General features: G+C 65.1%; 17 protein-coding genes. 9 read left to right on the forward strand and 8 right to left on the reverse strand.

What is annotated here, in order from left to right; genetic code table 11:
- Positions 1-10: 10 nt before the first annotated feature.
- The 3 genes from greA to carA all read right to left on the reverse strand — a co-directional run bounded on the left by greA (position 11) and on the right by carA (position 5,284).
- The gene (greA, locus tag OQZ28_RS03375) at positions 11-484 is read right to left on the reverse strand and encodes a transcription elongation factor GreA (RefSeq protein WP_078524521.1); all 474 of its coding nucleotides are present in this window, start codon (positions 482-484) and stop codon (positions 11-13) included.
- 134 nt (positions 485-618) lie between these two features.
- The gene (gene carB, locus OQZ28_RS03380) at positions 619-3,873 is read right to left on the reverse strand and encodes a carbamoyl-phosphate synthase large subunit (protein WP_458135141.1); all 3,255 of its coding nucleotides are present in this window, start codon (positions 3,871-3,873) and stop codon (positions 619-621) included.
- A 13-nt stretch (positions 3,874-3,886) separates the two neighbouring features.
- A complete protein-coding gene (gene carA / locus OQZ28_RS03385) occupies positions 3,887-5,284 on the reverse strand; it encodes a glutamine-hydrolyzing carbamoyl-phosphate synthase small subunit (RefSeq protein ID WP_458135142.1) in 1,398 nt (465 codons plus the stop codon).
- Between the two features lie 152 nt (positions 5,285-5,436).
- Between carA and OQZ28_RS03390 the strand changes: the two genes are divergently transcribed.
- The 9 genes from OQZ28_RS03390 (at position 5,437) to OQZ28_RS03430 (ending at position 14,026) form a co-directional block, all read left to right on the forward strand.
- Positions 5,437-5,895 carry a GatB/YqeY domain-containing protein gene (locus OQZ28_RS03390; RefSeq protein WP_130730283.1) on the forward strand — a complete coding sequence of 153 codons (459 nt, stop codon included), beginning with the start codon at positions 5,437-5,439 and terminating at the stop codon, positions 5,893-5,895.
- A 21-nt stretch (positions 5,896-5,916) separates the two neighbouring features.
- Entirely contained in the window at positions 5,917-7,710 is a 1,794-nt protein-coding gene (gene dnaG / locus OQZ28_RS03395; protein ID WP_130730282.1) for a DNA primase, read from the forward strand.
- Between the two features lie 220 nt (positions 7,711-7,930).
- Positions 7,931-9,910 carry an RNA polymerase sigma factor RpoD gene (gene rpoD / locus OQZ28_RS03400; RefSeq protein WP_458135143.1) on the forward strand — a complete coding sequence of 660 codons (1,980 nt, stop codon included), beginning with the start codon at positions 7,931-7,933 and terminating at the stop codon, positions 9,908-9,910.
- Entirely contained in the window at positions 9,900-10,502 is a 603-nt protein-coding gene (locus tag OQZ28_RS03405; protein WP_130730415.1) for a GNAT family N-acetyltransferase, read from the forward strand. The genes rpoD and OQZ28_RS03405 overlap by 11 nt, the downstream gene beginning before the upstream one ends.
- A 93-nt stretch (positions 10,503-10,595) precedes the next feature.
- Positions 10,596-11,150, forward strand: a complete 555-nt coding sequence (locus tag OQZ28_RS03410) for a hypothetical protein (RefSeq protein WP_458135144.1) — start codon at positions 10,596-10,598, stop codon at positions 11,148-11,150.
- A gap of 159 nt (positions 11,151-11,309) precedes the next feature.
- Positions 11,310-11,795 (forward strand): 30S ribosomal protein S6, encoded by a 486-nt coding sequence (gene rpsF, locus OQZ28_RS03415; protein ID WP_061271284.1) that lies wholly within the window; start codon positions 11,310-11,312, stop codon positions 11,793-11,795.
- 6 nt (positions 11,796-11,801) lie between these two features.
- Positions 11,802-12,077 carry a 30S ribosomal protein S18 gene (gene rpsR / locus OQZ28_RS03420; protein WP_061271282.1) on the forward strand — a complete coding sequence of 92 codons (276 nt, stop codon included), beginning with the start codon at positions 11,802-11,804 and terminating at the stop codon, positions 12,075-12,077.
- Between the two features lie 13 nt (positions 12,078-12,090).
- Entirely contained in the window at positions 12,091-12,681 is a 591-nt protein-coding gene (gene rplI, locus OQZ28_RS03425) for a 50S ribosomal protein L9 (RefSeq protein ID WP_061271280.1), read from the forward strand.
- Between the two features lie 121 nt (positions 12,682-12,802).
- Entirely contained in the window at positions 12,803-14,026 is a 1,224-nt protein-coding gene (locus OQZ28_RS03430; RefSeq protein WP_458135145.1) for a class I SAM-dependent methyltransferase, read from the forward strand.
- Between the two features lie 100 nt (positions 14,027-14,126).
- Here the strand turns inward: OQZ28_RS03430 and rsmA are convergent, their stop codons facing one another.
- From rsmA to lptF, 5 genes are read right to left on the reverse strand one after another with little or no spacing between them, the layout of a single operon-like run.
- Complete coding sequence (gene rsmA, locus OQZ28_RS03435; protein WP_130730278.1) at positions 14,127-14,978, reverse strand: 16S rRNA (adenine(1518)-N(6)/adenine(1519)-N(6))-dimethyltransferase RsmA; 852 nt, start codon at positions 14,976-14,978, stop codon at positions 14,127-14,129.
- Positions 14,979-14,986: 8 nt separating this feature from the next.
- Complete coding sequence (locus OQZ28_RS03440; RefSeq protein WP_458135146.1) at positions 14,987-16,363, reverse strand: peptidylprolyl isomerase; 1,377 nt, start codon at positions 16,361-16,363, stop codon at positions 14,987-14,989.
- A 25-nt stretch (positions 16,364-16,388) separates the two neighbouring features.
- A complete protein-coding gene (locus OQZ28_RS03445) occupies positions 16,389-18,767 on the reverse strand; it encodes an LPS-assembly protein LptD (RefSeq protein WP_130730276.1) in 2,379 nt (792 codons plus the stop codon).
- On the reverse strand, positions 18,767-19,882 hold the full coding sequence (lptG, locus tag OQZ28_RS03450) for an LPS export ABC transporter permease LptG (RefSeq protein WP_458135147.1): 1,116 nt from the start codon (positions 19,880-19,882) through the stop codon (positions 18,767-18,769). The genes OQZ28_RS03445 and lptG overlap by 1 nt, the downstream gene beginning before the upstream one ends.
- Positions 19,879-21,045, reverse strand: a complete 1,167-nt coding sequence (gene lptF / locus OQZ28_RS03455) for an LPS export ABC transporter permease LptF (protein ID WP_130730274.1) — start codon at positions 21,043-21,045, stop codon at positions 19,879-19,881. The genes lptG and lptF overlap by 4 nt, the downstream gene beginning before the upstream one ends.
- Positions 21,046-21,087 lie beyond the last annotated feature (42 nt).

Below are 21,087 nucleotides of genomic sequence, written 5' to 3' on the forward strand. Positions count from 1 at the left end.
GGTTTATGGCCTAGCCGTAGGTAACTTCCAGGATTTCGTAGGTCCGGTCACCGCCGGGGGCGGGCACGGATACGCTGTCGCCCACGCTCTTGCCAATCAGCGACTTGGCCAGCGGCGAGGAGATGGACAGGAGCCCCTGCTTGATGTCGGCCTCGTACACGCCCACGATCTGGTAGGTGGCTTCCTTGTCGGTTTCCTCATCCACCAGCTTGACGCGCGCGCCGAATTTGACCTGGTCGCCCGAGAGCGAGGCCGGGTCGATCACCTCCACGGAGGAGACGATTTCCTCAAGTTCCTGAATGCGGCCTTCGGTAAAGGACTGGCGCTCACGCGCGGCATGGTATTCCGCGTTTTCCGAAAGGTCGCCATGGCTCCGCGCTTCGGCAATGGCGCGTATGATCGCGGGGCGTTCTTCACTCTTGAGCTTGCGCAGTTCGTCTTCAAGCCGTTCGAGCCCGGGGGCTGTCATCGGAAATTTCTGCAAGGTTTGTCCCCGAGGTGAAGGTCAGTTTCCGCAACTGACGGTTGGTTGCTGTGTCCGGGCGTATTGCCTGTAATACGACGCGGGCAGCCTGCCAGCCCAGGGACCAGCAGACCACCCGCGTTGTGGCGATGCGCTCAGAATGATCCCTTAAAATAGGATTGAAGCGGCGCGACTTCAAGAACCCCCTCGCGCATGGCCGAAATGGCATGCGTCGCAGCCCTGGCTCCCGCAATGGTGGTGTAGTGCGGAATGCCGTGGGTGAGTGCGGAGCGGCGGATGTCAAAGCTGTCGCTCACCGCCTGGGCGCCCTGGGCGGTGTTGATGACCATCTGGATCTCGCCCGAGCGGATGGCATCGACACAGTTGGGGCGGCCTTCGAGCACCTTGTTGATCACATCCACCGCGACACCGGCTTCACGCAGGTATTTGGCGGTGCCGCGGGTTGCCACGACCTTGAAGCCCATCTCGACCAGCAGGCGGCCAATCGACTTGACTGCAGCCTTGTCGCTGTCGCGCACCGACAGGAACACTGTGCCCGAAAGCGGCAGCTTCACGCCCGCCGCAAGCTGCGACTTGGCGAAGGCCCGCTCAAACGAGGCATCAAGCCCCATGACTTCACCCGTCGAGCGCATCTCGGGGCCGAGGATCGTGTCCACGTCGGGGAAGCGGTTGAAGGGGAACACCGCCTCCTTCACCGCCACATGCGGGGCGACGGCACGGTCATCAAGCCGGAACTCGGCCAGCTTGGCACCGGCCATGACGCGCGCGCCGATCTTGGCCACCGGCACGCCGGTCGCCTTGGCCACGAAGGGCACGGTGCGCGAGGCGCGGGGATTGACCTCGAGCACGAAGATCTCCTGCCCCTTGATCGCGTACTGCACGTTCATCAGGCCCACAATGCCCAGTTCGCGCGCCATGGCCTCGGTCTGGGCCTTGAGTTCGGTCACGATGGCAGGCGAGAGCGTGTAGGGCGGCAGCGAGCAGGCGCTGTCACCCGAATGGATGCCCGCCTCCTCGATGTGTTCCATCACGCCTGCCACATAGACTTCCCTGCCATCGGCAATGCAGTCCACGTCGGCTTCGATCGCATCATTGAGGTAATGGTCGATCAGCACCGGGCCGTTGGCCACTTCGGCCCCCGCAAGCTGGAGCGCCACGCGCATGTAGCGCTGCAGGCTCGCACGGTCATGCACGATCTCCATTGCCCGCCCGCCCAGCACGTAGGACGGGCGGACCACGACCGGGTAGCCGATCTTCTCGGCCACGGCCTCGGCTTCCGCCGGGCTGCGGGCAATGCCGTTGGCAGGCTGGCGCAGGCCGAGCTTGTGCAGCATGGCCTGGAAGCGCTCGCGGTCCTCGGCCCGGTCGATTGCATCAGCCGGGGTGCCGAGCAGCGGAATGCCCGCGGCCTCGAGCGCGCGCGACAGCTTGAGCGGGGTCTGCCCGCCATACTGCACGATGCAGCCCAGAACCGTGCCGTTCTCCTGCTCGCGGCGGATCAGGGCGATCACGTCCTCGGCGGTCAGCGGTTCGAAATACAGGCGGTCCGATGTGTCATAGTCGGTCGAGACGGTCTCGGGGTTGCAGTTGACCATGATGGTCTCGAACCCGGCCTCGCGCAGGGCGTAGGCCGCATGGACGCAGCAGTAGTCGAACTCGATGCCCTGGCCGATGCGGTTCGGCCCGCCACCAAGGATGACGATCTTCCTGCGGTCCGTCGGCCTGCTTTCGCATTCCGGCACGCCGTACCCGCCTTCATAGGTGGAATACATGTAGGGCGTGGGGGAGGCGAACTCACCGGCACAGGTGTCGATGCGCTTGTACACCGGGGTAACACCCCGGCCTTCGCGCAGCTTCGCGATCTCCTCGGCCTGCGTGCCCGACAGGCGGGCAAGCTGGATGTCGGAGAAGCCCATGGCCTTGAGTGCGCGCAGGCTGTCGGCATCCTCGGGCAGGCCGTCACGCACTACCGCGTGCTCGGCAGCCACGATCTTGGCCAGTTCGCGCAGGAACCACGGCTCGAAGCGGCAGGCATCGTGGATGTCTTCCACGCTCAGCCCCGCGCGCAGGGCCTGGGCCGCCATGAGGATGCGCTCGGGGCGCGGCTGCGAAAGGGCAGCGCGGAAGGCATCCGGCCCGCCATCGCCCGGCGCCTCGACCGGGTCCAGACCCGCCAGCCCGATTTCCATCGAGCGCAGGCCCTTCTGCATGGCCTCGGGGAAGGAGCGGCCAATGGCCATCGCCTCGCCAACCGATTTCATGCTGGTCGACAGCAGGGCCGGCGTGCCGGGGAACTTCTCGAACGTGAAGCGCGGGATCTTGACCACCACGTAGTCGATCGTGGGCTCGAACGAGGCAGGCGTGCTGCCGGTAATGTCGTTGGTCAGTTCATCGAGCGTGTAGCCCACCGCCAGCTTGGCCGCGATCTTGGCAATGGGGAAGCCCGTGGCCTTGGATGCCAGTGCGGAGGAGCGCGACACGCGCGGGTTCATTTCGATCACGACCACGCGGCCATCGGCCGGGTTGATGCCGAACTGCACGTTCGAGCCGCCGGTCTCCACCCCGATCTTGCGCAGGCAGGCCAGCGACATGTCGCGCAGGCGCTGGTATTCCTTGTCCGTCAGGGTCAGGGCGGGGGCGACGGTGATGGAATCACCGGTATGCACGCCCATCGGGTCGATGTTCTCGATGGAGCAGATGATGATGCAGTTGTCAGCCGTGTCGCGCACGACCTCCATCTCATACTCCTTCCAGCCCAGCACGGATTCCTCGATCAGGACTTCCGTGGTGGGGGAGGCATCAAGCCCGGAGGTGACGATGCGGTCGAACTCCTCCTTGTTGTAGGCAATGCCGCCGCCCGAGCCGCCCATGGTGAAGGACGGGCGGATGACCGAAGGCAGGCCCACGGTGGCAAGGGCCGCGCGGGCCTCATCCAGCGTATGGGCGATCAGGCTGCGCGGGCTCTCGATGCCGATTTCGTCCATCGCCTCGCGGAATTTCTGGCGGTCCTCGGCGCGGTCGATCACCTCGGCGTTCGCGCCGATCAGCTCGACATTGTGCTTCTTGAGGAAGCCGGACTTGTCGAGCGCCATGGCGGTGTTGAGCGCCGTCTGGCCGCCCATGGTGGGCAGCACCGCATCGGGCTTTTCACGCAGTATGATGCGCTCGACGAATTCCGGGGTGATGGGCTCGATATAGGTCGCATCCGCCAGCCCCGGATCGGTCATGATCGTGGCGGGGTTGGAGTTGACCAGAATGACGCGGTAGCCCTCTTCCTTCAGGGCCTTGCACGCCTGTGCGCCGGAATAGTCGAATTCACACGCCTGGCCGATCACGATCGGGCCGGCGCCAATAATCAGGATGGAGCTGATGTCTGTCCGTTTGGGCATGTCGGGTCGGCTTTCACGCGGTCTTGGTTGTGGTGTCGATCAGGTCGACAAAACGGCGGAACAGGTAGTGGCTGTCTGACGGGCCGGGGCTGGCCTCGGGGTGGTACTGCACCGAGAACGCCGGGTAGCGGCTGGTGGCGATGCCCTCGTTCGAGCCGTCAAACAGGCTGGTATGGGTGGCGCGCACGTCAGCGGGCAGCGACTTGTCATCCACCGCAAAGCCGTGGTTCTGGCTGGTGATTTCCACCTTGCCGGTTTCAAGGTCTTTCACCGGCTGGTTGGCACCCCGGTGGCCGCGCGCCAGCTTGTAGGTTTTCGCACCGAGTGCGAGGGCCAGAAGCTGGTGGCCAAGGCAGATGCCAAAGACCGGCTTGCCCGCCTCCAGCACGCCTTTGATGGCGGGCACGGCATAGGTGGCGGTGGCCGCCGGGTCGCCCGGCCCGTTGGACAGGAACACGCCCGCGGGGTCGAGTGCGAGGATTTCCTCCGCCGTGGTGGTGGCGGGCACCACGGTCACGTCACAGCCAGCCGAGGCGAGGCAGCGCAGGATGTTGCGCTTGGCGCCATAATCAACGGCCACCACCTTGCGGCGCTTGGCGGGCAGGGGGGCGGTGCCATGCGGCCACTGCCACACGCCTTCGCTCCACCCGTAAGCCTTGGCGCAGGTCACTTCACGCGCAAGGTCCATGCCCTCCAGCCCCGGCCAGGCGCGTGCCTGCGCCTGCAGGGCCGCGATGTCGAACTCGCCATCGGCGGGATAGGCCACGATGGCCGTCTGCGGTCCGCCCTCGCGGATGCGGCGCGTGATGGCGCGGGTGTCGATGCCGCAGATGCCCGGCACGCCCTGCGCCTTGAGCCATGCATCGAGCGATTCGGTCGCGCGCCAGTTGGCGGGCGCGGTCAGGTCTTCCTTGACCACCAGCGCGCGGGCGTTGATGGCGGTGGCCTCATCATCCTCCGGCGTGGTGCCGGTATTGCCGATATGGGGGAAGGTGAAGGTAATGATCTGGCCTGCGAAGGAGGGGTCGGTCAGCGTTTCCTGGTAGCCGGTCATGCCGGTGGAAAAGCAGATCTCGCCCAGCGCGCGCTCCGTGCTGTGCGCACCGAATCCGCGCCCCCACAGGATGGTGCCATCGGCCAGGATCAGGGCGGCTGTCGCAGCTTTGGGCCTGTTGGCCGGTGCGATCGGGTTTGACGTGCTCATCGGGGGCTCCGGTCGGTCGGATTCTGTAGCGGGTTGCAGGTCGGACAGTGACAGGCCGGTGGCGCGCAGCACGGTGGTCCAGTGCTTGGGCGGAATGGCGCGGGCCTGCCGCCATTTGCGAATGGCCTCGGTGCTGACGCCAGCCAGCTTCGCGGCCTGTTCGGCCCCGCCAAGGCGTTCGATAATACTTTCTATCGTCATCGGCATTGGATGATGTCCCTTCCGGGAGTATTGCCTAACAGCGTCTCTGGTAATTGGGAAGAAAATTCCCACATACCCTTGCACCGAGACATTGGGAAAATTATTCCCGGCATGCAAGGGGGCATCGTGCCCTCCCGCCGGGCAGAGGAGTTGACAGCATGTCCCTGCGCGCACGTTTCATGGATGACCTGAAAACCGCCATGAAGGCTGGCCAGAGCGAAAAGGTCGGCACCATCCGCATGATTACGGCAAAGCTGAAGGATGTCGATATCGCAGGCCGCGCCAAGGGCGAGGACCAGGTGAGCGATGAGGCGGTGATTTCCATGCTGCGTGGCATGATCAAGTCCCGCACGGAATCGGCGGCGATGTACATCAAAGGTGGCCGCCCCGAACTGGCCGAGAAGGAAGAGGCCGAGATTGCGATCATCCGCGACTACCTGCCCCCCGATCTGGATGACGCCACCATCGAGGCCGCCGTGCGCGAAGCTATCGCGCGCACCGATGCCACCTCCATGAAGGACATGGGCAAGGTCATGGCAGCCCTCAAGGAGCAGTTTGGCGCGGCGCTCAACCCGGCCAGCGCCTCGGCTGTCGTGCGCGCGCGGCTTTCGGCCTGATCGCGCCGGAGTCCGGATACGATGGCGCTTGACCCCGCATTCCTTGACGAACTGCGTGCCCGCACGCCCATCGCCCCCGTGATCGGGCGGCGCACCAAGCTGGTGCGCTCGGGGAAGAACTGGAAGGCGTGCTGCCCCTTCCACGGGGAAAAGACGCCATCGTTCTACGTCTATGACGACCACTACCACTGCTTTGGCTGCCAGGCGCATGGCGATGTCATTACATTTGTCATGCAGAGCGAGGGCCGCTCCTTCCCCGAGGCGGTGGAGGAACTGGCCACGGCGGCGGGCATGGACATGCCAAAGCCCGACCCGGTGCGGCGCGAACGTGCCGAGCAGGCCCGCACGCTGGGCGATGTGCTCGAGGCCGTGCAGCAGTCATGGCAGCGCCGCCTGCATGAACCCGAAGGGCGCGAGGGGCTGGCCTACCTGCGGGGCCGTGGCCTGACCGATGAGACCATCGCCGCCTTCGGCCTGGGCTGGTCGGGTGCCGGGCGGGGCGAACTGGTGGCCGAAATGGCCAGGCTCGACATAACACCCGCCATGCTGCGTGATGCGGGGGTGATGCGCGCCGATGAGAGTGGCGCGCCGCAGCGCGAGCTGTTCTTCAACCGCGTGACCTTTCCCATCCGCGACCGGCGCGGGCGGCTGGTCTCGTTTGGCGGGCGCATTCTGGGTGATGGCCAGCCCAAATACCTCAACGGGCCGGAGACCGCGATCTTCTCCAAGCGCCGGGTGCTGTTCGGCCTCGATCGCGCGCGCGAGGGCGTGCGTGGCAGCGGGGCAGGGGCCGAGCTGCTGGTGGTTGAAGGCTACATGGATGTGATCGCGCTGCATCAGGCAGGCTTTCATGGCGCGGTCGCCCCGCTGGGCACGGCGCTCACCGCCGAGCAGCTCGAGGCGCTGTGGCAGGTCGCCCCCGCCCCCGTGCTGTGCTTCGATGGCGATGGCGCGGGCCAGCGCGCGGCGGTGAAGGCGGCGGAGACCGCGCTGCCGCTGCTCAATGTCGAGCGCACGCTGCGCTTTTGCACCCTGCCCGAGGGCGAAGACCCCGACAGCCTCGTGCGCCGCCATGGCAGTGCCGCCATGGCCGCCATGATCGAGGGCGCGCGCCCGATGGGGCAGGTGCTGTTCGGGCTGATGAGCGAGGGCGTGCGCGACCCCGGCCCCGAGCAGCGCGCGGCCCTGCGGCGCAGGCTCGTGGCGGTGGCGGCCCTCATACCCGACAAGACGCTGGCGGCCGAATATCGCTCGACCCTGCTCGACAGCTTTTTCCAGACCTTCCGCCGCGATGGGCGCGGTGGCGCAAAAAGGGTGCCCGTGGCCACGGCCCCGGTTGCTCCCATGGCCGCCGACCTGCAGCGCCAGTGCATTCTCAGTGCCATCCTGATCGAGCAGCCCAGCGTGCTTGACGTGGTGCAGGATGCCTATTGCAGCCTTGAGCTGCCCCCTGACCTCGCCGCCCTGCGCGAGGAACTGCTCGACCTGTATGACCGCAATGGCGCACTGCCCGATGCGGACGAACTCGCGTCCCGGCTGGCCGAAGCGGGCCTTGCCGATGTGCGCCAGCGCGTGGACGCCACGCGCGGGCGGCGGGGGCAGGCCGCCGATGCCGACCTGTTTGACACCGACCCCGTGCAGGAGTGGTGGCATTTCTACGGGCTGCTTGATGTGGAGCGCTTCGCCGCCGAGCTGCGCGCCGATACCGAGCGCCTGTGTGCGGGCACGCCGGATGAGGCACAATGGAACAGCCTGCGCACCCGCCTTATCGCCCTCGACGCCCTGCGCCGCGGCGGCGATGAGGAGGAGGAATGAGGCGGAAAATGGGCCGATTGCATGAAATGGGGCGCGCCTGCCCTTGACTTCGACCATGTTATCGACCACCTGCACCAGACAAATGCAGATGAAAACGGTATGATTGGCCGTATCCTGTCCCGCTGCGCGAAGGGGGCGGGAACAAGGGCGCGGCCCCTGTGCGCGGGCCGGTTCGGGCGCACGCGAGTAAACGGATTTGCTGGGTAGGGATTGATCGGGCATGGCGACAAAGACAGCCACGGGTACGGACACGGCTTCAGGGGATCAGGACAACGATACAACCCTGCTGGACACCCGCTCCGGCGCCGTAAAGAAGCTGATCGCGCGCGGCAAGGAACGCGGCTACATCACGTTTGACGAACTCAACGCCGTCCTGCCGCAGGACCAGATGTCCTCCGAGCAGATCGAGGATGTGATGGCCGCACTGTCCGAGATGGGCATGCAGGTGGTCGAGAACGAGGATAACGACGACACCGAGGCCGCCCCCGCGGCTGAAACCAAGAGCGACGACACCGCCGAGGAAGAGACCGAGAGCGAGGAACCCGCCGCCGGTAACGTCGATACCGAAAGCCTTGGTCGTACCGATGACCCGGTGCGCATGTACCTGCGCGAGATGGGCTCGGTCGAGCTGCTCTCGCGTGAGGGCGAGATCGCGATCGCCAAGCGCATCGAGGCCGGCCGCGACGAGATGATCGGCGGCCTGTGCGAAAGCCCGCTGACCTTCCGCGCCATCATTTCATGGCATGAGCGGCTCAAGGCCGGTGAGATGCTGCTGCGCGACATCGTTGACCTCGAGGCCATGCAGGCAGGCGGCAACGACCCCGCCGAGGCCGCTGAAGGCGACGATGCCTTTACCGAGAACGAGGGCAACGAGACCGAGGAGGCCGAGGAAAGCGAGAGCGAAGGCGAGGGTGAGGGCGAAGGTGCCGGCCTGTCGCTTTCCGCGCTGGAGGAAAAGCTCAAGCCCGAGATCCTCGAGCAGTTCAAGGAAGTCGAGGCGCTGTACGAGGCGCTGCACAAGGTGCAGGCCGAGCGGCTGGAAAAACTCACCGCCGGGCTTGAAATCTCCCCCGACGAGGAAAGCCGCTACGAGCAGCTGCGCCTGGAACTGGTGGGCAAGGTGCAGCAGGTTCACCTGCACAATGCCCGCATCGAGGTACTGGTCGAGCACCTCAAGGAAATCTTCCAGCGCCTCAACGGCCTTGAGGGTCGCATGCTGCGCCTGGCCGAGAGCACCCGCGTCTCGCGTGATGACTTCCTGCTCAAATATCGTGGCCGCGAACTCGATCCGGGCTGGATGGACATGGTGGCGGGGCTGCCCGCCAAGTCGTGGAAGAACTTCCTGGCCAAGCATGCCGAGACGGTGATCCGCCTGCGCAACCAGGTGGCCGAGCTGACGCAGGAAACCGGGCTGCCGGTGGGCGAGTTCCGTCGCGTGTATGCTACCGTCTCACGCGGGGAGCGGGATTCGGCGCGCGCCAAGAAGGAAATGATCGAGGCCAACCTGCGCCTCGTGATCTCGATCGCCAAGAAATACACCAATCGCGGCCTGCAGTTCCTTGACCTGATCCAGGAAGGCAATATCGGCCTGATGAAGGCAGTGGACAAATTCGAATACCGCCGTGGCTACAAGTTCTCCACCTACGCGACATGGTGGATCCGCCAGGCCATTACGCGTTCGATCGCCGACCAGGCGCGCACCATCCGCATTCCCGTGCACATGATCGAGACGATCAACAAGCTGGTGCGCACCTCGCGCCAGATGCTGCATGAGATTGGGCGTGAGCCCGCACCCGAGGAACTGGCCGAGAAGCTGGGCATGCCGCTGGAAAAGGTGCGCAAGGTGCTCAAGATCGCCAAGGAGCCGATCTCGCTCGAAACCCCGATCGGTGATGAGGAAGACAGCCACCTTGGTGACTTCATCGAGGACAAGGCCGCCGTCATCCCGCTCGATGCCGCGATCCAGACCAACCTGCGCGAGGCGACGACACGGGTGCTGTCCTCGCTCACCCCGCGTGAGGAGCGCGTGCTGCGCATGCGCTTTGGCATCGGCATGAATACCGATCATACGCTGGAGGAAGTGGGCCAGCAGTTCAACGTGACGCGCGAGCGTATTCGCCAGATCGAGGCCAAGGCGCTGCGCAAGCTCAAGCACCCGAGCCGGAGCCGCAAGCTGCGCTCGTTCCTTGATGATAACTGAGGTTCCATGTGCCCCCAGCCGCGATGAGCCGGATGGGGGTGGAACACGGATCGGGGTGGATGTGACGTTCCTGTGCATGGACCGCCCGCCACCAGGGATCCCCCCGGCGCTGCCGCCGGGCTACAGCATCCGCCAGACCTTCCGCCCCGGGGTGGCGTGGTACCGCGCCCTGTATGATGCGGTGGGGCAGGATTACTGCTGGTGGCTGCGCCGCGTCATGCCCGATGCCGAGCTTGCCCGCCTGCTCTCGGGCCCCGGCATTGCCGTGCATGTGCTTTATGATGGCGGTGAGCCCGCCGGTTTCTGCGAACTCGACAGCCGCTACGCGCCTGACGTGAATATCGCCTATTTCGGCCTGTTGCCCGCATGGATCGGGCGCGGGGTGGGGCAGGCCTTCCTGCACAACATGGTGGCGCGGGCCTGGGGGCTGCGGCCTGCCGTGGTCAGGGTCAATACCTGCTCGGCCGACCATCCGCGCGCCCTGCCCAATTACCTGCGGGCAGGCTTTCGTAAGGTGCGCACCCTGCATGAGGTATGGACCATCCCACATGCGCTCGGCCTTGTGCCGCCCGCGCGGCTGCGGCTGGCCTGAATGCAGGCATGCGCATAAAAATAGTATTCCAGATATTGTTATAACACAAAACCGTTACCATTTCCTTCCTGTCCCATAATTGGAGAGAGGGAAATGGAGTTCGACGTATCCTATTACAAATTCCACGGCGTTGATCGGGCTGGCCTGATCGATGCGCTTGGCCTGCGTGACACCGGCACGCCGGACCCGGGTGGTGAGGCGCCTTATGCCATAGCCGACCTGCCCAACGGGTGGTTTGTTATCCGCGTTGATAATGATAGCGGTCTTCTGGCCGATTATGACCGCAAGACCCTGGTGCGCGAGGGCAAGCTGGTCACATGCGATGTGGGGAGCGTCGACCCCGTCAGCCAGGCCCAGGGCTATGAGGCGGGCGAGGAGTGCTGGAGCGTGGTGCATGACGGGCGCGGAGGGGAGATGCTCGCGCTCGACATACGCGGCGAGGCCCCGCCCGCCGTGCCCATGCTGCACAAGGAGGCCTTTGCCGCCACCCGCGCCCTGATGGCGCAGGGCGAGACCCGTGACCCCGGCCCGATGCTTGACGTGCCGCTCGCGGTGGTCAAGTCGGTCACGGGGTTCCGCCATGATGAGCCGCAGCTTGTCTCGCCCGAGCCCGTCTTTACGTGGCTGGCGCCGAAAGATCCGAAGTAAACCGTACTTTTTCCTTGTGCAGGGGCGGGGTTTGTGTTTCAACCCGCTCCTTCCCTGCCGGGTGCGTGGCATCGCTCCCGGCTATACCCGTGCCCTATGGGCAACATGGCGGACCGTGTCCGTCCATGCGGGGGTTGAAGTGATCCGAAGGGAGTTCCAATGCCGTTGTATGAAACCGTGCTGATTGCACGTAATGACGTGTCGCAGCAGCAGGTCGAAGCCATTGCTGATGGCATCGCCACCTATCTGGAAGCCGAGTCCGGCTCCATCAAGAAGCGCGAATACTGGGGCCTGCGTACGCTGGCTTACCGTATCAAGAAGAACCGCAAGGGCCATTACATGCTCCTCGGCCTTGATGCGCCTTCTGCCGCGGTCAAGGAAATCGAGCGCCAGCTCGGCCTGAACGAAGATATCCTGCGCGTCCTGACCCTGCGCATCGACGAGATCGACGAGGCTCCCTCGGTCATCCTGTCGCGCAAGGGCGATGAGCGTGAGCGTGGCTTCCGTGGGCCCAAGCCCACCGGCCGTTTCGAGAGCGGTCGTGGCACGCGCCGCAATTTCGATGACCGCGAGGAGTTCCGCGCCCGTAACGAGCGTGAAGAACAGCAGCGCGCCAACGCCACTGCCAGCGCCGAAGCGGAGTAAGAGCTGATGTCTGAAACCACCGAGATCAACCCCGCCGCCCGCCGCGTTGCGGTTGGCGCGCGCCGTCCGTTCTACCGTCGCCGCAAGTCCTGCCCGTTCTCCGGCCCCAACGCGCCGAAGATCGACTACAAGGACGTGCGCCTGCTGAGCCGCTTCCTGTCCGAGCGTGGCAAGATCGTTCCCAGCCGCATCACGGCAGTCTCCGCCAAGAAGCAGCGTGAACTGGCCCAGGCCATCAAGCGTGCGCGTTTCCTGGCTTTGCTGCCCTACATTGTAAGCTGAGGGAGGCAGAATCATGTCCGCAGTAGAACTCATCCTGCTCCAGCGCGTCGAGAAGCTGGGCCAGATGGGCGAGATCGTCACGGTGAAGCCGGGCTATGCCCGTAACTTCCTGCTGCCCCAGGGCAAGGCGATCCGCGCCAACGCACATAACCGCGAGCGTTTCGAGCGTGAGCGCGTGCAGCTTGAGGCCCAGAACCTCAAGAACCGCGAGGAGGCCGAGCGCCTGTCCGAGCGCATGCACGGCCTGTCGGTCATCCTGATCCGTCAGGCGGGTGACAGCGGCAGCCTGTACGGCTCGGTCACGACCCGTGACATCGCTGAAGCGGCAACCAAGGCCGGCCTGACCATCACCCGCAACCAGGTGATCCTGCCCGAGCCGATCAAGCAGCTTGGCCTGTATGACGTAAGCGTTGCCCTGCACCCGGAAGTGTCCATGCAGGTCACCGTGAATGTTGCCCGCTCTGAGGAAGAAGCAGAGCGTCAGGCCCGTGGCGAGGAAATCGGCGTTGATATCGACGACGAACCCACACTGGCTGACGAAGGCGTGGTAACCGAGGGCGAAGTTTCGGAAGAGACCGCCATCGAGGAAACCCCGGCTGTCTGATTGACCTGACCCTGCAACCCGCCTGGCGGGTGGCTGGAGTGGTTGTGAAAGCCCGGAAGAGGAAACTCTTCCGGGCTTTTGCCGTTCGGGTTGCAGCATGAGGCATGCGGGGAGAAGACCGATGGCGCCTGTACTGCTGGACCGGGCGTTCGCCCATTTCATCACATCAGGCCGGCTCGAGGTCTATTACCCTGATGGAGACCGGCGCATCTACGTGGGCAGGCCCGGCCCGGAGGCCGCCATGCGCCTTGCCGATCCGGCCACCGCGCGTGCCCTGCTGCTCGATCCCGCGCTGAAGGTGGGCGAGGCCTACATGGCGGGCACGTTATACCCCGTGGGCTGCACGCTGTATGAGCTGATGCATGTGCTCATGCGCAACGTGATGGAGCGGAGCCCGGCGGGCGAGCGCGTGTTTTCCACCCTGCGCTACATGGCGCGGTCGTGGCTGCAAAATAATACCAGCCAGCGCGCCCGGCGTAATGTCGCCCACCATTATGACCTCGACAGCACGCTGTACCGGCATTTCCTTGATGAGGACATGCAGTATTCCTGCGGCTATTTTCCCACCGGGCACGAAACGCTGGCCGAGGCGCAGGCGGCCAAGAAGCATCATCTTGCCGCCAAGCTGTACCTGCACCGCCCCGGCATGAGCGTGCTGGATGTCGGCTGTGGCTGGGGTGGCCTGGGGCTGACGCTGGCGCGTGATTACGGCGCGTATGTCACCGGCATTACCCTGTCGCGCGAGCAGTTGCACATTGCCCAGGGCCGGGCGCGTGCTGCCGGGCTGGAGGGCAGGGTGCGCTTCGAGCTGCTCGATTACCGCACCGTGGCCCGGCAGTATGACCGGATCATTTCAGTCGGCATGTTCGAGCATGTGGGGGTGGCGCATTATCCTGCCTTCTTTGCCGCCATGCGCCGCGCGCTCCGGCCCGATGGCGTGATGGTGCTGCACGCCATAGGCCGGAGGGAAGGCCCGGGCGTGACCAATCCGTGGATTGACCGCTACATCTTTCCCGGTGGCTATTCCCCCGCCGTGAGCGAGGTGGTGGGGGCGGTGGAACGGGCCGGGCTGTGGCTGGCTGACTGCGAGATATGGCGCCTGCATTATGCCCGCACCATCGCTCACTGGCGCACCCGGTTCGCAGCCCGGCGCGCCCAGATCGCCCGGCTGTATGATGAGCGTTTCTGCCGCATGTTCGAGTTCTATCTGGTGGTGTCGGAACTGGCATTTCGCGTGCAGGGGCACATGAACTTCCAGCTCACGCTCTCGCGTGAAATCGATGCCCTGCCGCTGGCGCGTGACTACATGATGGCGCGCGGGCAGCAGGTGGAAAGTGCCGCGTAAGCCGCAACAGAATAAAAGTTTTCGGGCGCTGCCTTTTTTCAGAAAGGCAGCATTCTCCTGAAGCTTTTTGCAAAAAGCTTCACCAAAAACTTTTATCTCTTCAGGTTACGGCGGCGCTGCGGCGGGCATGCAGGCGGGCGAGGCGGTCGAAATCCGCGATCTCGAGCGTCTCCGCCCGGCGGCTGCCCTCAATTCCCGCTTCGGCCAGAAGTGCTTCGCCGCCAATGGATTTCAGCGACCCGCGCAGCATCTTGCGCCGCTGCCCGAAGGCTGCGGCCGTGACCTGCTCCATGGCGCGGAACAGGGCCGCATCGGGCTGCTCGGCATGCGGGATCAGCCCCACCACGGCGGAGTGGACCTTGGGCGGCGGCGAGAACGCGCCGGGGGGAATATGCATCATGACCCCGCAGCGGCATGTCCACTGCGCCAGCACGCCCAGCCGGCCGTAATGGTCGGAGCCGGGGGCGGCGCAGATGCGCTCGGCCACTTCCTGCTGGAACATGAGGGTCAGCCGCGACCACGCGCTTGCCTGCCGCAGCCAGCCCACCAGCAGCGGCGTGCCCACATTGTAGGGCAGGTTGGCAATGATCTGGCGCGGGGCGGGGCACAGCGTGGCGAGATCCCGGCGCATGGCGTCCGCCTCAATGATCTGCAGGCGGTCCGGTGCATGCGCCGCAAGCTCGGTAATGACCGCCACCGCGCGTGGATCAACCTCGACGGCGATGACGCTGGCCGCCTTCGTGTCAAGCAGCGCGCGGGTCAGGCCACCGGGGCCGGGGCCGACCTCGACCACATGCTGCCCCGCAAGGTCGCCCGCCAGGGCCGCGATCCGCGCCGTAATGCCCGGATCAAGCAGGAAGTGCTGCCCAAGCGCCTTGCGGGCATCCAGCCCATGCCGCGCGATGGTATCGCGCAGCGGCTCAAGCCCGTGGGGGCGTTGTGGCATGGTCATGAAAGCACTCAGGTCTTGGAGCGCATGTCGATGATCGCACGGCGCTGCAGGTCGCGGTTGAGCTGGCGCGAGGTCTGCTCCACGCGCTCGCTCAGCAGGTGATCGGCAATCTGGCTGGGCGTCTGGATGGCGATGTTGCGCTCTTCACGCGAGCAGACCATCAGCACCAGGATGCCATCCACCGAAACCAGCGGGTGGCTGGGCTTGCCGGGCGGGAGCGGCTCGAGCACCTCGCGCATCTGCGGGTTGAGGTGGTTCAGCATCAGGTCGCCGGGGTCAGAGGGGTGCTTTTCGCCGTTTTTCTTGTTCTGCGCTTCCACCTGGTCGCAGTTCTTGGCCGTGGTGGAAAAGGCATTGGCGGCATCGAGCGTCTGCTTCTGCTGGTCCGTCGGGTTCTCGGGGTCGAGCGGCGCATCGAAGGGGAAGAAGGCCTGCCGGATGGACAGCACGGTCACCATCTGGTGGCCCACCGTGCGGCGCTCGGCGATGGTGGCGATCACGTAACCACCCGCCACCCGGATGGGGTTGGAAATGGCGCCATCGGGCATCTGGCGCGCGACGGTCACCACCTGCGGGTCGAGTCCGTCTTCCTGCGTCCAGCCCATCATGCCGCCGTCAAGCGCGCTCTGCCCCTGCGAGAACTGGGCCGCGACAATGGGGAAGGGCGCGCCCTCGCGCAGTTCCTGAATGATGGTCTCGGTGAATTTCAGCTCGCCTTCGGGGTGGCGCTGGTCCTCGACGGGAATGAAGATCTCGCTGATCATGTATTCCGGCTTGCCGTCCTCGCGCTTGAGCGCGGCCATGCGCTGTTCGATCTCGGCTGCGGTAATGCGCCCATGCTCCGCCGTTTCCTGCCGCAGCACCTGCGACCAGCCAAGCTGCACGCGGATCTGGTCGATCAGCGTGGTGAGCGACACGCCATCTTCCGCCAGCTTGTTGCGCAGCGCGTTCTGGGGCATGCCATTGCGCTGCTCGATGCCGGAAATGGCATCCGCGATCTGCTGGAGGGGTACGTTGATGTGGCGATCGAGCATTTCCTGCATGCGCAGCTTTTCATCGATCAGCTGGCGCACGATCTGCGGGCGCAGGCGCTGCATCACGTCATCGCTCACATCCAGCCCCGAGGAGAGCGCAAAAAGCCGTCCGCGCGTGTCGATGTCGCGCTTGGTCAGCACCGCGCCATTGACGGTGGCAACAATGGCATCCTGATCTTCCGCCGCCTGGGCCTGCTGGGCAATGGCATGGGCGCTGCGGGCATTGGCCACGGGCTGGTGCCCCACCAGCGCCAGGCAGGCCAGCAGGGTGGCCGCCAGCGTGCGGCGCGGGCCACGGCTGCGGGGTGCGGGGGGGAAGGCTGTGCCACGGGTGGCGGGGAAGAGGGACATCCGGCTCGGTCTTTCGCGCATCAGGTCAGCCATTTATACCAAACGTGCCGATGGTTTTGAACGTAAGGGAGAACATTACGGTCGAATTGCTCTGTTGGCCACCAATCGTGGTGTACTGCTTGAGATACATGACATCCAGCCCGAAGCAGTCATTCTGGTAGCCCGCATCGCCACCCACCGCCACGCTTTCCTTGCGCGACAGGCTGCGGCGCAGGTAGGCGGCGATGTGCCAGTTATCCCAGTTGGAGGCGGCGCCCACCGTGAGTTCGCTCACCGGCTTGTAGTAAATGGCCGGCGGCACCGAGGCATAGGAGCGCTGGGCGTAATAGTAGTACGGCGTCACCGGCTCGAACAGGTAGCCACCCGTTACGCGGAAATGGCGGAACCCCGCGCTGCCCAGCGCATCGGCAAAGTCGACCTTGCCCGCATAGGGGTCGAGCCGCATCTTGCCGTCAAAATCGAAATACTGGTTGGGCACCATGTGCGTGCCCATCACCACATCCGACAGGTGATGGTTCAGCCCCGAATAGGGGATGCGGTTATGGTCGATATGTTCCTGGAAGCTCTCGCCGATCAGTACGTCGATCTGGTGGCCGTTCCAGGTCCAGTTGTTATGAAGCCCCACATTGGCGCGCAGGCCGCCATCGAGCCGGTCGGTGCCCGCGTAGCGGTTGATGGCGAACAGCGTGGAATCGGTGAACTCGTAGGTCAGGCTGTCCTCGTTGGGGATATTGCGTGACGTGCTGTTGCCGGTGTTGGGGGCGGCGATGAACTGCACGATCGGCTCGAGGATCTGGGTGCCGGTATTGTGGTTGAAGCTGCGCAGGAAGGGCCAGTTCATCTTCAGCGCCACCGTAGGCTCCACCTGGCCCTGCACCTGCGCGCGCGCCGTGCGGCCAAAATTGGGCTGGGCGTTGAGGTCGGTCGCGCGATGGACGGCGGATTCGACATGCAGCGTCAGGTTCCAGATCTGCCCCAGGGAATTGTGGAAGGGGCGGTCCCAGTTGAGCGAGAGCTGGCCGCGCTGATCGGATGTGCCGTTCTGGCGATAGACATAGAAATCCGTCGTATCAAGCGCGAAGCGGCCGCCCAGAGCATCGGGCTGGCCAAAATAGCTGTAGGTGTAGCGCGGCAGGACCCAGGGCAGGTCCTTGTTGTTGATGATGCCCTGGTTCATGCCCTGATAGCCCTCGGCATCGATGCGCGAATACGAGCCCGTGCCGAAGCCTTCGAGGTAGAGGTTGGAATTGAGCGTATCCTGCCCGTAGCCGCTCACGCGGTAGTCGCGCATGTAGTTGGGCGAACTGGCCCAGCGGATGTTACCGCCCGCGCGCCAGGACTTGTTGATGTTCACCTGCCCGCTGGCCGAGATATAGCCCTGCACGCCGTGATTGTTCGAGCTGTCCACCGTATCGCCAAATGTATTGACGTATGTGCTGTCGTGGTGGGTGTCATAGGCGATGTTGCCATTGACGTTGAGGCGCGCGGTTTTGAAATACCGGCGGAAATTCATCATGAGTTCCGGCCCGGTGCGCGTGGCGAACAGCCCGGTTGCCGTAAGATCGGAGAAGCGGTCGATCACCCAGTAATACGGGATGGTGACATACGTGCCCAGGTAGCGGTCATGCGGGGTGAAGCCGGGGGTGAGGAACCCGCTCTGCCGCCGCACGGACGGGTCGGTCATGGAGAAGGCGGGCAGGTAGAAAACCGGCACGCCAAAGAAATCAAAGAACACATCGCGGAATTCCAGCCGCTTGTGCTGCAGGTCATGCGTGGCGTCAAAGGAGCGGAACTGCCAGAACGGCGCGCGCTCGGGGTGGCGGGCACAGATCTCGCATGCGGTATAGACCACGCGCGTGAGGTCATTGACCTTGCTGTTGGTGCGCCGCAGGCCGTTGGCGGCAAGGCGGGCGTTGTCATACATCTGGGCGTACATGCGCGTCATGATGCCATCGCGCATGCCGTTGCTCAGCTCGGCATATTCGGTAAACAGCACGGTGCCGTCAGGCTCGACGAGTGCCACGTTGCCCCGCGCCGCGGCAATGCCGGTGTTGCGGTCGTATACGACCTTGTCGGCGCGCATGATCTGGTCATTCTGCCACAGCTGCACGTTGCCGGTCCATGTGGCGATGCCGTTCTTGCTGTCATAGGCCACATGGTCGGCCTGGAAGGTCATCGGGTCGGTATTCGAGACCGTGCCGGTAAACGAGGCCGGGGGTTCGGGCTGGCTCTTGGGTGCATGGATGGGCATGGCGCGCACCGGCCCGTCCGCCCGTGCATCCGCCCCGAACATGAGCCCGCCCAGTGCCGTGGCCGCAAGCAGCAGCCCGCGCGAAAACCGCCGCATGGCGGCGGGGAGCCGCACAGGTGACGGCGCGCGCGGGGAAGGGGCGGGACGGGACATCAACCGTCCTCTAGATGAAGAAGTAGCGTGACTGCAAGACAAAGCCCGGCCACGGTGGGCGCCCATGCGGCCAGAAGGGGCGGCAGGGTTCCCGTTTCACCAAACTGCGCCGCGATCTTGGAGATGGCGAACAGCGCAAAACCGGCGGCCACGCCAAAGCTGATCATGCGCACCACGCCGCCGCGCCGCGCGGGCCGCATGGAAAAACCGGCGGCCACGAGCGCCATGGTGCCCGACAGCACCGGCAGCGTAAGCAGGGTCTGGAAATGCAGCCGGTGGCGGATGGTGGAAAAGCCCGAGCGCCTGAGCTGGCGGATGAAGCCCGGGAGCGCCCAGACCGACAGCGTATCGGGCGAGGCGAAGCTCTCCTCCACCCCGGCCAGGGTCAGGTCGGCGGGGAGCGTGATCTCGCCCATCGCCTCGGGCAGTTCGTCGGGGCGCAGCAGGCGGGCCGTGGTCAGGATCCACCGCCCCTTGCCCAGATAGCCGCGCTCGGCCTCGATGCGGGTGATCAGGTCATCATCGGGCCCCATGCGGAAGACGGTGACAGCCCCCACATGCAGCATGCCGCCACTGAGCCTGACCCGGCGGGCATGGATGATGGCCGTGCCGTGGCTGACCAGCCCGTTATCGCTCTGGCGCAGCCACAGCGTGCCGCCGGTCATGTTGAGCGACTTGCCGTTATTGTCGCGCAGGTACTGCCGGTCGAGCGCCTCCGCGCGGCGATACATGACGGAGGAAAGGGGCGATATGGCGGTGGTGGCCACCGTGCCGATCAGCACGGCGCAGATGACCGGGCCCGCCAGGAACTGCCATGCCGAGATGCCCGCCGCCCGCGCCACCACCAGCTCCGACGTGCGCGCAAGCCGCCAGAAGCAGATGATGCCGCCCAGCAGCACGCCAAAGGGCAGGATCTCGAGGCAGGCGAAGGGAATGTGCAGGAACGCGATTTCGCTGACCAGCGATGTCGGCACGTTGGGGCGCGTCGAGACCCGGCGCAGCAGGTCGATGAAATCGAACATCGTGATCAGCCCGGTCAGGAAGGCGATCACGGCCAGCGTGGCATAGGTGAACTGCCGCGCGATGTAGAGCGAGAGCGTAAAGGCCATGTTCATGGGCTGGAACTGCCCGCCGGGGCAGGCTTTTCGCGCTCGGTGCGGATCTCGGGCCAGAACAGGATCGCCGCACAGACCAGGCCGGGGGTGAGCGTGCAGATCCACATCAGCGGCATGAGCTGCAGGTTGCGTGAGGCGAGGTTCTGCACCGCAAGCGTGAGCGCCTGCACGGCCACCACGCCCAGTATGGCCAGCACGGGGCGGATGATGCTGGCCTGCCGCGAATAATTGCCCCCCATGGCCCCAAGCAGCCCGATCATGGCGAACGAGAAGGCGCAGAACGGCGTGCTGAGCCTGCGCCAAGCCTCGATGACCATCTTGCTTTCATCACGGCGGGAATAGAGGTGCATGTCCGGGTGCAGCAGCTGGGCGATCGGCAGTTCATTGGCATCGGGCTGGCGGGTATGGTTGCCGTGCGGGCTGGACAGGTCGATGGTGTTGCGCGCGAATGTCAGCACGTTCAGCCGGCCGGTATGGGCATCGATTTCCTGGCGCGAGCCGTTGAACAGTACCACGCGCGGCTGGTCGCCCACAATCACGAGGTTGCCTTCCTCGGCCAGGATGGTGGCTTCCGCACCCGGCGTGCGGTCATCTTCCACCATGATGCCATGCAGCGTGCCGTCCTTGTCGCGCGTGCGGATATAGACCGTCATGCTGTCCGACACCTGCGTGAAGACGCCATCCTGGATCAGGAAGGCGGCCATGCGGTTGCGGATCTGGAATTCGTACTGGCGGAAGGCGTGGTACGAAACCGGCACCACCCATACGTTGAGCAGCAGGCACGCCCCGGTGGCAATGGCCGCGCATATCAGCCCCGGCCGCGCCATCATGAAGGGCGAGAGGCCGGCCGCCTGCATCACGGTCAGTTCGCGGTCGGTGCCGAAGCGCTGGTAGATGAACTGCACCACCACAAAGGTGGTGATGGGCAGGATCACCGCCACGAAGGACGGGATGAGCAGGCCGGTCAGTTCCAGGAACACGCGCAGCGACAGCCCGCGCCCCACCACCAGCGAGACGAAATGCAGCGACTGGGTGAGCCAGATCAGGGTTGCCAGCGCGCCCGTGCTTGCCGCCAGCGCCAGCAGGAGCTGGCGCAGCATGTAACGATCCAGAATCGACAGGCGCGGCGCGAGGCGATCGGGACCAGGGCGGAGGGCAGGCATGCCCCTGTCTAACCCTGTTCGCGCCGGGGCAAAAGGGGTGAA

The sequence above is a fragment of the Komagataeibacter sp. NFXK3 genome, assembly GCF_054182245.1.